General features: G+C 46.7%; 12 protein-coding genes and 1 riboswitch. Of the genes, 6 read left to right on the top strand and 6 right to left on the bottom strand.

Annotation, left to right across the window (positions count from 1 at the left end; translation table 11 throughout):
* Window positions 1-51 precede the first annotated feature (51 nt).
* The 3 genes from DV872_RS01540 to DV872_RS01530 are packed head-to-tail and all read left to right on the top strand — an operon-like array spanning window position 52 to window position 2,464.
* A complete protein-coding gene (locus DV872_RS01540; RefSeq protein WP_114628074.1) occupies window positions 52-957 on the top strand; it encodes a carbohydrate ABC transporter permease in 906 nt (301 codons plus the stop codon).
* Window positions 958-998: 41 nt separating this feature from the next.
* Complete coding sequence (locus tag DV872_RS01535) at window positions 999-1,868, top strand: carbohydrate ABC transporter permease (protein ID WP_114628073.1); 870 nt, start codon at window positions 999-1,001, stop codon at window positions 1,866-1,868.
* Window positions 1,869-1,879: 11 nt separating this feature from the next.
* The gene (locus DV872_RS01530) at window positions 1,880-2,464 is read left to right on the top strand and encodes an HAD-IA family hydrolase (RefSeq protein ID WP_114628072.1); all 585 of its coding nucleotides are present in this window, start codon (window positions 1,880-1,882) and stop codon (window positions 2,462-2,464) included.
* Between the two features lie 2 nt (window positions 2,465-2,466).
* Here the strand turns inward: DV872_RS01530 and DV872_RS01525 are convergent, their stop codons facing one another.
* Entirely contained in the window at window positions 2,467-3,279 is an 813-nt protein-coding gene (locus tag DV872_RS01525) for a helix-turn-helix domain-containing protein (RefSeq protein WP_114628071.1), read from the bottom strand.
* On the bottom strand, window positions 3,276-5,012 hold the full coding sequence (locus DV872_RS01520; RefSeq protein ID WP_114628070.1) for a sensor histidine kinase: 1,737 nt from the start codon (window positions 5,010-5,012) through the stop codon (window positions 3,276-3,278). The genes DV872_RS01525 and DV872_RS01520 overlap by 4 nt, the downstream gene beginning before the upstream one ends.
* 150 nt (window positions 5,013-5,162) lie before the next feature.
* Between DV872_RS01520 and fdhF the strand changes: the two genes are divergently transcribed.
* Genes fdhF through DV872_RS01505 form a run of 3 tightly spaced genes read left to right on the top strand, consistent with a single transcriptional unit; the run spans window position 5,163 to window position 9,201 of the window.
* Window positions 5,163-7,880, top strand: a complete 2,718-nt coding sequence (gene fdhF, locus DV872_RS01515; protein WP_114628069.1) for a formate dehydrogenase subunit alpha — start codon at window positions 5,163-5,165, stop codon at window positions 7,878-7,880.
* A complete protein-coding gene (locus DV872_RS01510; protein ID WP_114628068.1) occupies window positions 7,877-8,482 on the top strand; it encodes a molybdenum cofactor guanylyltransferase in 606 nt (201 codons plus the stop codon). Before fdhF ends, DV872_RS01510 begins: the two co-directional genes overlap by 4 nt.
* On the top strand, window positions 8,479-9,201 hold the full coding sequence (locus DV872_RS01505; RefSeq protein WP_114628067.1) for a formate dehydrogenase accessory sulfurtransferase FdhD: 723 nt from the start codon (window positions 8,479-8,481) through the stop codon (window positions 9,199-9,201). Before DV872_RS01510 ends, DV872_RS01505 begins: the two co-directional genes overlap by 4 nt.
* Here DV872_RS01505 and DV872_RS01500 read toward each other — a convergent pair.
* The 4 genes from DV872_RS01500 to DV872_RS01485 form a co-directional block, all read right to left on the bottom strand.
* Window positions 9,191-9,694 (bottom strand): nucleoside-triphosphatase, encoded by a 504-nt coding sequence (locus DV872_RS01500; protein ID WP_114628066.1) that lies wholly within the window; start codon window positions 9,692-9,694, stop codon window positions 9,191-9,193. The two genes, DV872_RS01505 and DV872_RS01500, sit on opposite strands and share 11 nt — an antisense overlap.
* Complete coding sequence (locus DV872_RS01495) at window positions 9,687-11,684, bottom strand: ABC transporter permease subunit (protein ID WP_158546776.1); 1,998 nt, start codon at window positions 11,682-11,684, stop codon at window positions 9,687-9,689. Before DV872_RS01495 ends, DV872_RS01500 begins: the two co-directional genes overlap by 8 nt.
* A gap of 58 nt (window positions 11,685-11,742) precedes the next feature.
* On the bottom strand, window positions 11,743-13,152 hold the full coding sequence (locus DV872_RS01490) for a hypothetical protein (protein ID WP_114628064.1): 1,410 nt from the start codon (window positions 13,150-13,152) through the stop codon (window positions 11,743-11,745).
* Between the two features lie 23 nt (window positions 13,153-13,175).
* Window positions 13,176-14,660, bottom strand: coding sequence for an extracellular solute-binding protein (locus DV872_RS01485; protein WP_114628063.1), 1,485 nt, complete (start codon window positions 14,658-14,660; stop codon window positions 13,176-13,178).
* Window positions 14,650-14,785: riboswitch (molybdenum cofactor riboswitch) on the bottom strand. Its footprint overlaps the gene before it by 11 nt.
* Between the last annotated feature and the right edge of the window lie 26 nt (window positions 14,786-14,811).

Raw genomic sequence — 14,811 nt, 5'->3', positions numbered from 1 at the left:
TAAATAATCACCAAGGTTCTAAACGAACCTTGGTAGTGAAAAGGAACCATAATGAAAAAGCCCTATGGTGGAATCGAACGGAAACTGTCCCGCTGGGGCTGGATCTTTATTACACCTTCTCTGCTGTTTTTCTCAATTTTCAGCTTCTACCCGATTCTGAATGCAGCGTACACAAGTTTTTTCAGAAAGAAGATTCTTTCTCTTAAACCTCCTACATTTATAGGATTGAAAAATTACTCTTACCTGCTGCAGTCCAGTGATTTCTGGAATTCCATCCGGGCTACATTTGTCTTTACGGTGGGTACCTTCATACCCCTTGTTGTATTCAGTCTGCTTTTAGCTGTACTGATTCTCTCAGTCAGAAAAGGGCAGAAATATCTGCAGCTGGCCTATTACGCACCGGCGGTTCTCTCTTCTGTTGTGGCAGCCGTGATCTGGCTCTCCATCTTTGATCCAAGAGGGATCGGAAATCAGTGGGTCAATTTCTTCATGAATACACCTGGAATCGATCATAAGTGGCTTGCGAGTTCCTTTATGGTTCAGTTTTCTACAATACTGGTCTATTTCTGGAAGTACATAGGATACTTTGTGGTCATATTTATTGCAGGGCTTTCAGCAATTCCCGGATCTCTATATGAAGCTGCCCGGATAGACGGTGCAAGTAACTGGCAGAGCTTCTGGCGGATTACTTTTCCGTTGTTGAAACCAACAGTTGTTCTGGTTTCAGTCATGTCCATGCTTCAGTGTCTTAAGACTTTCAGTACCCAGTATCTTTTTGTTCAGGCCGGTTCTCCCCAGGCTCCCATCAATGTAATTACCCTGAACATCTTTAACACGGGAATTCGGGATCATCATATAGGTCGTTCCAGCGCCATGAGCATCATTCTTTTCCTTATTATGCTCTTTTTTACCTGGTTCCAGTTCAAGACCTCAAAAGCCGACGACGTGACTTATTAGGCACTCAGACAAAGATTTGTATTAGAAAAAGGAAATCGACCATGAGTACAATTGCGATTCAACCAAGAACATCCAGAATGATCTCTCCGGTGACCATTCTTATATATTTAATACTTCTGGGAGCATTGATCTTCACACTGATCCCCATAGTTTTTATGTTCAGTGCCTCCATGATGCCAAGCAAGGATATCCTGAAGATGCCCTTCCGCTGGATTCCCAGGGGATTCCACTGGCAGAATTTTGCCAAAGCTGTAGCAGGAAATGATGGAAGCTATATCTTTATCCGGAACTTCATGAACTCGATGATTGTTTCGGGCATAGTAACACTGACGACAGTTATTCTATCTGCCATAACCGGATATGGTCTTGCAAAGTTCCGATTCAAAGGAAGAAATTTTGTCTTCCTGGCTATTATGGCAACCATGATGATTCCCTTCGAAGCCATAATGATCCCTCTGTATATGGTTGCCACCAAGTTCCATCTGCAGAACTCGTATGGTGGATTGACACTCCCGTTTCTAGTTAATGCATTCGGGGTTTTTATGATGCGTCAGTATCTCCTTCCATTTCCTGATGAGTTTCTTGATGCCACCAGGATTGACGGTGCCGGAGAGTTAGGTATTTTCTGGTATGTCGTTCTTCCAAACTGTGCGCCGGCTATTGCGACCCTTTCCATTTTAACCTTCAGGAGTCAGTGGGATAATCTGCTCTGGCCTCTGCTGATTGCTCAAAGTGAAAAGATGAAAACTCTGCCTCTTTATATCGTTAAGTTCTCTGCAGAGAAATATACCAATGAGGGAGCCATGATGGCTGTGGCTGTTCTTGCCAGTATTCCTATGCTGATCCTGTTCTTTACCATGAGCAAATATTTTGTTTCCGGTTCTGCTGTATTCAATTCAAGAAAGGGGTAACCACCTGGTTTATGATTAAATTATTTATTTTTGATATGGGGGGTGTAGTTGCCCGTGATTTTGATATTCTCCCCGAGGCAGCAGCCCTTCTGGGACTGAGTGAAGAGGCTATGCTGGATTATATCCGGGAGGATATTGAAGGGCTTATGAATGGTTCTGTTTCCTCTGTAGAATTCTGGAAGCGCTTTACAGATAGAAGCGCTGTGGTGGTAGATGGGAATCCGCTTATTGATCTATTCAATCCCCGTCTGGACAATGCCACCATCAGTCTTATTCTCAGCATAAAAAAATTCTGTCCCGCAGTCTGTGGTACTAATACAATTGCAGAGCACTATAATCACCACAAAGGCAGGGGAGATTATGCTGTCTTTGACCGGGTCTATGCATCCCATCTGATGGGTATTGCGAAACCGAGATCTGAGTTTTTTCAATGGATACTGGATAAGGAGTCTGTCAGACCGGAAGAAGTTGTTTTCTGTGATGATATGGATGTAAATGTTGAGAGCGCCAGGGCCCTGGGAATGAATTCATTTCTTTTCAGGGATGCCGAAACCTTTACTCATGAGTTTTCTAAATCCGGTCTCAACATTCAGTAGTTTCAGATTTTTTCTCTTATACTGCCGTTTCTGAACTGACCCGGTGTGACTCCCATATAACGGCGGAAGAGCTGGGTGAAATAACCATGATCCCTGAACCCCGTCTGATGAGCGATCGCACTGATTTTCAGTGAGCGTTCCTGTAGCAGTTTCAAGGCTTTTCTTAGCCTGTAGCAGGTAAGATATTCAAGAAATGTATATGAGGTTTTCTCTTTGAACAGTCGGGATAGATAGCTTTGGGTTATGCCCAGCTTCTCAGCTACATCGGGCAGACCTATATCCCGATGGAAATTTTCCCGGATATATTCCACCGAAAGTCTTATATATTCATCCTTACTGTCTCCGGCCGCTGCAGGTCCGTACTCCTGGAACTGGAACAGGTGGCTTTTTTCAATAAGACTGCTATTGTACTGAACCTGCTGCTGTTCTGCAGCGGTGGTTATTTCTGATGCAATCCTTTTGATCAGTGCATGAAATTCATCATCATCAATTGGCTTTAAGAGATAGTCAATGACTCCCAGACGCATGGCCTGTCTGGCGTATTCAAAATCAGAGTGACCTGTCAGGAGTATGGCTGACGGTTTATCACTTCCCAATATTCTATCCAGTTCCTCCAGCATGGAAAGGCCGTTCATTCCAGGCATCCTGATATCGGTGATAACCAGCTGAGGGTGAATCTTCCGGATCAGTTCCAGACCGTCGGAGCCGTTCTCCGCCTCACCTATAAGAGTACAGCCCAGCTCCTGCCAGGGGGTAGTGAGTGCAATTTCACGGCGTAGATATTCTTCATCTTCTACAAGAACAACGGTGATCATCTGTCTTCCTTTCTTTCCAGGGGGATTGTCACAACCACTCTGGTTTCTTCTCCGAGAGTACTGCTGATATTGAGTCCCCCTGATTCTCCGTAGAGGAGCATCAGTCTTCTATGAACATTATTCAAACCCACACCGTGAGAGCCCGAGTGGTCACCGGGTAACCAGGGAGTATTCATTCCAAGCCCGTTATCCCTGATTTCTATATTCAGCTTTCCTTCCTTTTCGGAGGCCTCAACCGAAACTTTGCCGGCTTTTGTTTTCTGTTCCAGACCGTGGATTACAGCATTCTCGACGATGGGCTGAAGTATCAGTTTCGGTAGATTCTGATTTAAAAGATTTTCAGGGGCTGTGACAGAATAACTGAGTCTCTGACCGAATCGTATTTTCTGAATGGCAAGATAGCTTTCAAGGAGTTCCAGGCTTTCCGCCAGCGAAACCATTTCCCTGTCGTTGTCTATTGTGTTGCGAAGAAGTTTCCCAAGCTGAGTGACTATGGTTGTGATCTGTTCAACTCCCTCAAGCTTTGCAATGGATTTTATCGTATTCAGGGTATTGTAGAGGAAGTGGGGATTGATCTGGGCCTGCAGGGCTTTACGCTCTGCAATTCTCAGTTGTTCCTGCTCTTCCTTTGTTTCGACCATCAGGTTTTCAATACGTCCGGTCATTACATTAAAGCGTTTAAATAGAAGTCCTATTTCATCGTGTCGGTCCAGGGGAATTCTGACACTGAGATCTCCCTCTTCTACTTTTCCCATTGCCAGTGTCAGGCTATGTACCGGTTTTGAGATGGATCTTGAAACCAGTAAGGCCAGGAATACCGCCAGGATTGTACAGAAAAGAAGCATCCAGAGAGTAATTCTGACCAGGTAATCCAGATTGGAAAGGATCACTTTTATGGGTACCGTTCCGGCAATCTGAAAAGGCTGGATGGCGAGAGGAGTATGAATAATCATTCTTTCATCTGCCGTATACTCTCCTCCCGCATCCGTCTGAATCCCAGAGAGAAAGGGAAGACGGCTGAAGTCTCCGTCATTTTCACTGTGCCGTAAATCACTGACAATGTTGTTTTTTGGGTCTACTATAAGGAGCTGGGAAAACACATCGTGATTCTTGTCTTCACTCAGGGACGCTATATGGGCCTTATTTACATCAAGCAGAACAAATCCGATTATATTGCCGCTTTTGTCACGGATTGCACGGCATATAGTCAGGAAAACAGGATCACCTCTTCCTGTTATATAGCTGTTGAATACGGCCCATGTTTTTTCGGGCTGGGATCGGGCCAGAGCAAAGACTCCTCCTGCGGCATCGGAGTCCGTATCGGAGTCCGCATCGAGATAAGAGCTGGGAACCTGTTGAGAAGAGAGAGATGGAAAACCGGTCATACTGATAATATGAATTGATGCATGATCTATATGACCACTGAGGGCTGTGTATATTTTCTTATAGAGGTTCAGTCTTTTAACACGGGGCGGATTTCTGTCCTGCAGGATGGCATTTATGATCTCTTCATCCAGACTGAGGGCATAAACCCTGTGTCTGTACTCCTCAAAAAGACTATCAAGATCACCACTTATCCCTCTGATGGCAATCTGTGCCTGCTGTTTATAGGAACCCTTCATTATTCCATCGGAGAGGAGGGCAAAAGAGCTGCTCAGGAGTGCAACAGGAATTATCCCTGTTAGCAGAAAGGCCAGGAACAGTTTGTATATATAGCGGAATCTGCGCAGCAAAAGAGGCCTCCGTGGATCAGTTATGCAATTATACCATCCCTTTTTTATATAGAGACTGAAATAATTATTGTTGCATAAGGGAATGATTTCAGCCGGACAGATGTTCTTTCGTTTTTATAATTTCCCCAACCTGTGTTAATATTAAAGTATATGAATATTGTAAGCATCACTATTGATACTCTGATTATAAAATGTGAAAAAGGCCGGAATCTTTTGACAGTTGCCAGAGAGAACGGTTTTGATATCCCTTCCCTCTGTTTTATGGAGCATCTGCTTCCTTCGGGAGCCTGCCGCTTGTGTGTTGTCCGTATTGATGGAATGAGGGGGCTGAAGAGTGCCTGTACCCTGGGTGCCGAAGAGGGCATGGTCATCACAGCCTTTGATGACGAAATTGAAAAAATACGTCGGACGACTCTGGAGCTGATTCTGGCGGATCATGATCTGGACTGCTCAGTCTGTCATCAGAACGGAGAATGCACCCTGCAGGATCTGTCCTATCGTTATCAGATAGGTGTGGAACAGAATCGTGAATTTAATCCAATCTATGAACGACAGGTTCCACCGGTGGATAATACATCTCCTGTTCTTGAATATGATCCGGGGAAGTGTATCCGTTGCGGGATTTGTGTACAGGCCTGCTCTTTCCTGCAGGGTAAGGGTGTTCTGGACTTTGTGGAACGGGGGATGGAAGCCTATCCCTCTCCTGAATATATGAGCTGGAAAGAATCAAGCTGTGACGGATGCGGGGAGTGTGTACAGAACTGTCCTACAGCTGCCCTGACAGAAAAACCTGTAAACGGCCGTTACAGGATTATCGATATAGACCGGAAGATCAGAACAACATGCGGCTACTGCGGTGTGGGATGCCAGATGGATCTCTGGATCAAAGACAACAAGGTTGTCAGAGTCAGAGGTGCCGGTCCTGATGTTCTGCCCAACCGGGGACGCCTCTGTGTTAAGGGGCGCTTTGGTTATGAATTTCTTAACAGCCCTGAACGTCTGACGACTCCCCTTATTAAAGAGAACGGTGAGTTCCGGGAAGCCTCCTGGGATGAGGCTCTGGATCTAACGGCCCGGAAGCTCTCAGGCATACGCGATCAATATGGATCTGATGCTCTGACGGGGCTTGCCTCCGCCCGTTGTACCAACGAAGAGAACTATGTTTTTCAGAAATTAATGAGAGCTGCCCTCGGAACCAATTCTGTCGATCACTGTGCCAGGCTCTGTCATGCTCCCACGGTGGCCGGTCTTGTCCGGGCCTTCGGTTCGGGAGCCATGACAAATCCTATTGAGGATCTGGCAGGATCAGACTGTATTCTTGTCACGGGGACCAATGTTTCCGAGACCCACCCCGTGACGGCCACCTATATCAGGAACGCCAGGGACAGGGGAGCAAAGATTATCGTTATTGATCCCCGGAAAATTGACCTGGTGCACGGATCTTATCTCTGGTTACGTCAGCGATCCGGGACCGATGTGGCCTGGATCAACGGTCTGATGCATATCATCCTGGAAGAAGGACTGGCGGACAGAGATTTTATAGAGAGCCGAACTGAGAATTTTGACGCCCTGGAAGAGGCTGTCAAATCATTTACTCCCGAGAAAGTTGAAGAAATATCCGGAATCCCTGCTGATAAATTGCGAGAGGCTGCCAGGGCTTTTGCCACTGCCGACAAAGCTTCTATTGTTTTTGCCATGGGGATCACCCAACATGTGACCGGTACAGACAATGTTCTTTCTCTGGCCAATCTGGCCATGCTCTGCGGGCAGATCGGCCGTCCTTCGACGGGGGTGAATCCCCTACGAGGTCAGAACAATGTACAGGGTGCCTGTGACCTTGGAGGCCTGCCCAATGTCTATACGGGCTATCAGAAAGTAGAAGACCCTGAGGTCCGTGCAAAGTTTGAAAAGGCATGGGCTGTGGATCATCTGCCCGAAAAAAACGGACTTACCGTTGTAGAGATGATGAACGCCGCAGGAAAGGGTGATGTGAAGGGGATGCTGATTATGGGTGAGAATCCCATGCTTTCTGATCCTAATCTGAACCATGTGGAAGAGTCCCTGAAGAAGCTGGACTTTCTGGCAATTCAGGATATATTCAGGACCGAAACTACCCGTTTGGCGGATGTAGTTTTCCCGGCAGCCGCCTATGCGGAGAAAGACGGTACCTTTACCAATTCAGGCCGTCGACCTTTGAGAGTCCGCAAGGCTGTGAATGCTCCGGGTGAGTCCCGGGAGGACTGGAGAATTCTCACCGAGCTTTCTACAAGAATGGGCTATCCCATGGAGTACAGGGATGCTTCCGAAATTATGGATGAGATCGCCTCGGTCACTCCCATCTACGGCGGTATATCCTATAAGCGTCTTGAAGAAGAGAATCTGCAGTGGCCCTGTCCAGATGCAGCACATCCTGGAACGTCCTATCTGCATAAGGATAAGTTCTCACGGGGGAAGGGCCGTTTTCATCCTGTGGACTTTATACCACCCGCCGAGCGGCCTGATAAGGAATACCCCTTTGTACTTTCCACAGGACGTATGCTGTTCCATTACCACACCGCAACTATGACAAGACGTTCCACTGCTCTGAACTCCTTTGCGGCAGAGGCTTATGCCGAGATCCACCGGGATGACTTGAAGGCTCTCGGGATAGAAGACGGAACCATGTTGAGAGTCACAAGCAGAAGAGGTGAGATCACAGTCCCTGCCAAAGAGAGCGAGAGAGTGGCCCCGGGAGTCATATTTATTCCCTTCCATTTTCATGAATCTCCGGCCAACAGGCTTACAAACGATGCCCTGGACCCTATATCAAAGATTCCTGAACTCAAGGTTGCCGCCTGCCGTGTTGAAGCCGCAGGAGAATCCTTATGACAGATCTGAAACAACAGGCTCAGGGACATGTCACTGCAGGTATTCTGACTGGTGGCGGAAGCCGCCGTTTCGGCAGAGATAAGGCCTTCTATCCCTGGAAGGGGAGGACCCTGGTGGAGTGGACTATCCGCGGAGCCGGGCACATGACCGATGATATCTATCTGCTTGTGAAAGAGCGGCAGCATATGGACAGTCCTCTCAGGGGTATCAAGATTCTGGAGGATCACTTTGAGGTCCCCACACCCCTGAACGGGATACACTCGATCATACCTCATGTGAAGGAGTGGCTTCTGCTTCTGGCCTGTGACATCCCCTTTTTTGATGAACAGATTCTGAATCTCCTCTGGGAATATAGAAGTATGGATAAGGCTACTGTTATCAGGGCGGATGACAGATATCATCCCTTTCTGGGACTCTATCCTGTTTCCGTTCTGAGCTGCTGGGATGAGGCATTTGCAGCCGGTGAGTATCATCTTCAGAGAATTGTAGAACGAATGCCCCGGGTTATTCTGGAAGAGGATCTCCTGGAGTCCAGAGGCATAGACCGATTGAGTTTTGCCAATATCAACAGCCCCGCCGATCTGGAAAGGCTGCCTCTGTGAGTTCCGGGAATATTTCCAGAGATGTCCCCATAATCCGTTATGAAAACGGAGCTGTCGAATCGAGGATGGACCGGGTAATCTCTGAGGAGTGGCTGAAGGTTAATCTGAAGGGCAGCCTGTTCAGCGAAATGCCTGTGACCCCGAGGGATCTGCCTGATTTAGTGACGGGTCTTCTCTTTGGAGAGGGGCTTATTCATCCAGGAGTTGTTCCGTCAATAAGGTTCAAGGGGGATGAGTGCTTTGTGGAGATTCCGGATCTAGAGCCACCCGCAGGCTTATCAGATCCAGAAGAACTCAAAGCATTTTCTGATGATCCGGATCGCTGGACCCCGGAAGATCTTTTCACTCTCATGGATGCCTTTCAGAAACTTCCATCTGTCTATCATGAAACCGGCGGAGCCCATATGGCCGCCTTTGCCGTCGATGGTATTGTTCACTGGGCCGATGATATAAGCCGGAGAAATGCGGTGGACAAGGTTCTGGGGAAAGGGTTCCGGGAAGGCTGTGATTTCTCAAAAGGAATAATCCTCAGCTCCGGTAGAATCTCTTCAGATATGATTCTCAGAATGGTGAGAACAGGAATCCCTGTTATCGCCTCTATTTCAGCACCTTCGGACAAGGCTGTTGAACTGGCTGTTAAATATAATGTGACCGTCTGTGCTTTTGTCCGGGGACGGCGTTTTAATGTCTATTCAGGAGCTGACAGGCTTATACTGTAAAAACCTGTGTTGTCCATCCTTTATCGAAGGAATATATTATCAGAAAATCTTCCAGGAACAATTCCCTGACAGAAATGATAAGGGTCCCCTTGAAATTGCTTTTCAGGTATTCGATGGCAGGGGAAAACCCCTTGTCCTTCAGTTCTAAAGCCCCCGCTTCATCTATGAATATATGGCTGCAGTCCAGAGCGTCTTTGTATGAGTCATAGCTGTTGTCAAATGCATCTTGAAAAAATGTATATCGCATGCCCATTTTGAAACAGCGCTCTTCCTGTCCTGCCCAGTCTTCTTCAATACAGCTTGCCAGCAGCATCTCTTCTCCTGACCTGAGATTCTTAAGAACTATTCTGGATTTATTATTATCCTTATTGAGAACAGATATATAGCCGCCTATCCGGTTATTATCCTCAACATGAAATTGTCTGTAGAGATTCCATAGCGCTGTGGTCTTCCCACGGTCTCTATCGGCTGTTACAAGTATCAGTTTACTCATCGGTTTCACTCTCGCTTATGGGGCTTATGGTCATGGGGTTCCGGAATCGCAGAAAGAGGGCTCCAATAAAGAGAGTGTTTACAACTGCAGCGGCAGCAAACAAATTCCATACGGGGCTTCCCGATGCCAGATTTCCAACATAGCTGTGTAGCTTCAGACTTATAGTATACTTCTCTTCACTGTTTAAAAAAAGAAGGGGTGCCTGAAACCCGTTCCATCCGGAGATGAATGCCAGCATTACTGTCGTCAGAAGAGGCGGGAGTGACAGGGGCAGCAGAATCCTGAAGCTGTATTTCAGTTCTCCCATACCCTCAATCCGGGCAAGATCTCTGTAGGAGGAGGGGAGGTTCCCCAGGTATGCCGTCAGTATAAAGAGGGCTATGGGTATGGAGTGATAAAGATAGATCAGTATCAGTGGAATATAGCTGTCCAGCAGATTCATCCCTCTGAAAAGCCGGTAGAGGGGAATCAGTGAGTGCATTCCTCCGGCCATTCCCATGAGTTGAATAATTGCCAGAAAAGCCAGTGTTCTCTTCTTTCCGGCCTTATCCAGATATACTGCCCCGGGAAACACAACAAACGGGAGGAGTACTGCAGTCATTCCTGCTAATACAAATGTATTGGCGAAGTACTTGAGTATCCCCTCTTCTGTAAAGATTGTGATGAAGTTTTTAAGACTGGCCATGGGGGGGATGAAAGAGTCTATATAACAGGCGCTGATTCCTGACAGGCTCATCCAGATCAGCATATAGAGAATCACTGCACTGAGAAGATTGAAGATATACATGCTGATTCCCGATGCAGCCTTCACTCCTTTGACCGGGATAATTGTTCTGAAGCTTCGGATTTCTCCCTTTGCAGATGAACTTTCCTGAAAACTGAAAAGCAGGGCCAGCAGGGGGATTATTATTCCGGGATGGAACCCTGCCAGAACGCCTTCTGTACTTACAAAGAACAGAACAGATGTAAGATGAACAGGGAGCAGAATCTTCAAGAGACGGTCTCTTTTGAGTATGGCGGCAATCATATATCCGGCTGCCAGTGACCAGAGCATCGGCCTTCCTCCGGGGAGTAGAGCCAGAGCGGATAGAATCAGGAGTATCCTCAAAGGTTTTTTCTTTCGGATCAGAATCCAGAGGGACATAATAAAGAGTACGAGGACAGCCATAATCACTGCATAGGCTGCATTGATTCCCCAGTCGTTATGCTGCAGGAATATTTCATACAGAAAGACACCTAAGGTCGTGGTGGCTCCAATGATATGCCTGTCAGTGATTCCGCTGATCAGAGGAGGGCCGCCGGATGTCAGCATAAATACAAGAGTAAATTCCTTGAAGGCCTTGATAAAGTTCAGTACGGCCATGGCCAGAAGTGATTCTTTGATTTCCGGAATATAGATGGATCTGGCAATCTCGGCATCCCCCGCACCATCCAGTGCGGCAGCTTCAATTACAGAGCGGCTCACCTTCCTCATATGTCCGGCAAAAACAAAGGTGGTAACAGGAATACTCATCCAGAGACTGACCAGTAGGGCTCCAAGAAAACCGGCGGCAGGATCAAGCATCAGATTGATTTGTATTCCCGTCAATTTGCTGATAATGGATTCGCCTCCGCTGCCATGGAGGAACGCTCTCCATAGGGGAACCGCAATATAGACAGGGATGCCCCAGGGAATCAGCAGCATAGGGTATAAGAATGATCTGCCCGGTTTGAGGAGTCTCAGTGCAAGGAGAAAAGAGAAAAACAGACTGAGGCTAACATTGAGAAAGGCCCAGATTACGGTAATATTCAGACTGAAGGGAAAGGCCGCATCTCCCAGGATGGTCCTGAAATTCTCCAGACCTGCAAAACTGCGTTCTCCGTAATTATCATGAAAGAAGCTGTCTTTCAAAGCGGTCGCAAAGGGTGCTGCACCGATTAGAATAATCAGGAAAAGGATAGGGAGGATGAGTAATCTGTTTTCCAGTGCGGTCTCTTTTTTTATTTTCATCATGGTAAAAAGAAAGGGGCCGGATAACCAGCCCCCGCTTTTATTCTAATACACCTACTTAATAAATAAGGGTAATTTTTTCTACATTTCTGACAGCTTTTATTCCATCGGGAACCAGGGCTGCGTCTTTGTCCCATACCAGTCTGAGAGGCCAGTCGCTATCATCAAGAAGAGAATCATCGTCTCCGGTATACATGGCGATAATAACATCGTCATTTCCTTCAATCTGAGCATTGTCCAGGGTTACTGAGAAGCCATCACCCGCTGCAATTTCAACAGCCTTGTATCCGGTAGGACGTTCCAGGAGTCTCCAGAGAGATATTCCCATATACTCGATATCCTGATCTTTTTTCTGGTAGTAGTAGGTAACCTTGTTTTTATTTACAGACACACCGCTCTGCATGGTCTGACGGTCAAAAACTTCTGTCAGATCTTTCTGTACAATAGTCAGACCGAAGTCTTTAAAGGGTTCACCCTCTGTTACGATCTTCTTGATCATTCGTGCAGATACATGGCCGGTAATATTGGGGTTCTGTGGACCTACTTTTACCAGACGTATATAGCCGGGATCTTCGGGCATGTACTCACCATTTTCTTTAAATGCCAGAATCCAGTCTCCATCGGTCTGATCCAGGAGCATGTCTCCCCCGTAACTCATTTCATAACCATCCATGGCAATAATCTTGATGGCGGACTCGACTGTTACGTCCATTGATTTTGAAAGCAGGGGAATCAGTTTGACTCCACCGTAAATCCCATCAGTCGTATTACCGTAGCTGTTAGTGAAACTGCCTTTGTCTTCTACGTAAATATCCATGGCTTCCAGGTCGGCAATAGTGTAGGAAGATATATTGTTATTGATATCTAATATAAAATCAAAGCTGTTCTGTGTAAGATCAACAGCTGCCAGGCTGAGTTCAATGCTAACCAGATTACGTACCCATGCCTTGCCTGTAAGATTACCGGCAATCTGGGGAGATACGGTTTCGCCGTCTATACTGTCCACCAGTAGGACTTCTTCAGAAGAGGCATCGGCGCTGTTGAAGCTGGCACTGTATCCGTCTGCGGCAGTCAGTGTTATGTCATAGCCTTCTTTCCAGAGATCTTCCTGGAATTCATAGGGCATGCCGCCTGAGGGATCATCAACCATAGCGACAATATCCTTCAGGAGTATTCCACTGTAGAGCTTTGTTTCACCCTTTTTTTCAAGGCTCATCTCAACAGAGCTTCCATCTTCAGCTTCCTTCCAGGAGCTGAGCTGGCTCTGCCACAACTCATCGTTGCGTACTCCCATCAGTTCAATTCTCCAGCCCTCTCCTGCGGGAGTCGCAGAGGAAATATCATCCACTTCTGCCACAGCAGCTTCACTGTTCCCCCCATTTTCTGCGGCTACGGGATTGCCTTCAGTTGCGCATCCTATGGTGAACAGCAGGAATGCCGTCAGCACCAGATACAATAATTTTTTCATCTCAAACTCCTTTATAAAACCAATTAATTTTTTATTGAATTGTTCATCAGGGTCTGTCCCTTCTCCAGAGTCTGGTGTACCGACAACTGGCCTGAGAGTGCGAACCTGAGAAGTTTCCACATATTATTCTTATAGATGCTGTATATCTGCTGTGGAGGGACCACGGTTCCTCTTACTACAGTTGATTTAAGAAGGGAGAGATATCCGTATGATATTCCCGGGATATCCAGTACATCAACTCTGGCCGGAAGTTTTGCTAATGCAGGACAGAATCTTTGCTGTACTCCCGCACCGATCATATGCTGCAGAAATCGGCGGGCCAGAATGGGATGTTTAGTCTGCCGGGTCATACAGAAGGACTTGAAATCCAGTAGAGGAGAGAGAGGAATCCCTGTCATCTGATTTATAGGGTAGGGGAGAACTCCGAACTCCAGCCCCAGAGACTCGAAGTAGGGGACAGCATAAGAGCCGCTCATTATCATTCCTACTTTCCCTGCAATAAACAGGGCATCCATGGCATCTCTTTCAAGGGGGCTCAAAAGTTTTTCTTCCTTTAAGTCGAGGATATAATTCAATGCCTCTTCTGTCGCTTTATCATTGACTGTGATTATTCCCTTAGAATCTATAAGCTCCCCTTTTCCAAAGGAAACCTGAAAGGGAATCAGCCAGTTGGAGGAGTAGGCATTCCAGGCCAGAGGATGAATCTTGTTATTCCTCTCTCTTATCTGCCGGGCTGCCAGCTCCATATCATTTAATGTCCAGTCGGGAGAGGGTACTGAATCAAGCAGATTCCTGTTGTAATAGATCAGCTGTGTATCAAAGTAGAACGGGAGGGCCCATAGTTTGTTGTTGAGAGTAAAGGCTTCAGTACCCTGTATGATAAGATCTGGAGTTTTTATATATCCAAGGTTCTGAACAGCCCTGGCTGAAACCAGTTTTTCTACGGCACTGGATTGGATCATCACAAGGTCAGGTACATCTCCTCTGGCCCTTACAACTGAATGTAGTTTCGAATCGGGACTGGGAACTTCTACTGCCTTGATACTGATGTTGTGGTGGTCTGCAAAGTTTTCAATTTCATCTTTGAGAGCATCAACACCTTCCCAGGACAGCCAGACCTCCAATTCATCAGATTCCATGGCTGTTCCCTTGAAATTCAGCTGAGTCAGGTCATGATAAATCCTGTCTTTGAATATCAGACTGAGGCCTGATGAATTATCTTCACTTACCAGTAGGGCCTCGGCCCAGTATTCACCCAGGTCATCATTTTTTAAAAGATTTTTTGATCCGGCGTTGCGGATATCCATCTCATATACTTCCTCCATAAGAGGCAGTGTTTCGAGAAGTGAGCAGCCTTTATAATAAAGGCCGTCGAATGAGTATGTTGATTTTCTCAGGTACTCTGAGTCCATAAGCCTCAGAATGTCTGATGTCCTATAGCTGTACTCCTCTGAAAAGAGAAGGACCGGTATAAGGATTATCAGAAGGATAATTCCTGCACGTTTCAATGTATTTCCTTTCCAAACACGGGAGGCTGTTCTGTTTCCGGAACAACCCTGCGGGCAAAGACTCATGGATCGTGCCTGGAAAAGGCAGAATCTGTAGAGGCAGAACCTCGGAAATTAGTTAATAGCTGTTATTCTATTGCGCCGCAACCTT

Origin of the sequence: Oceanispirochaeta sp. M1 (assembly GCF_003346715.1) — a bacterium.
GTDB lineage: Bacteria > Spirochaetota > Spirochaetia > DSM-2461 > DSM-2461 > Oceanispirochaeta.
Note: the sequence above shows the minus strand (reverse complement) of the source record. Positions and strands in the feature narration are given on the sequence as shown.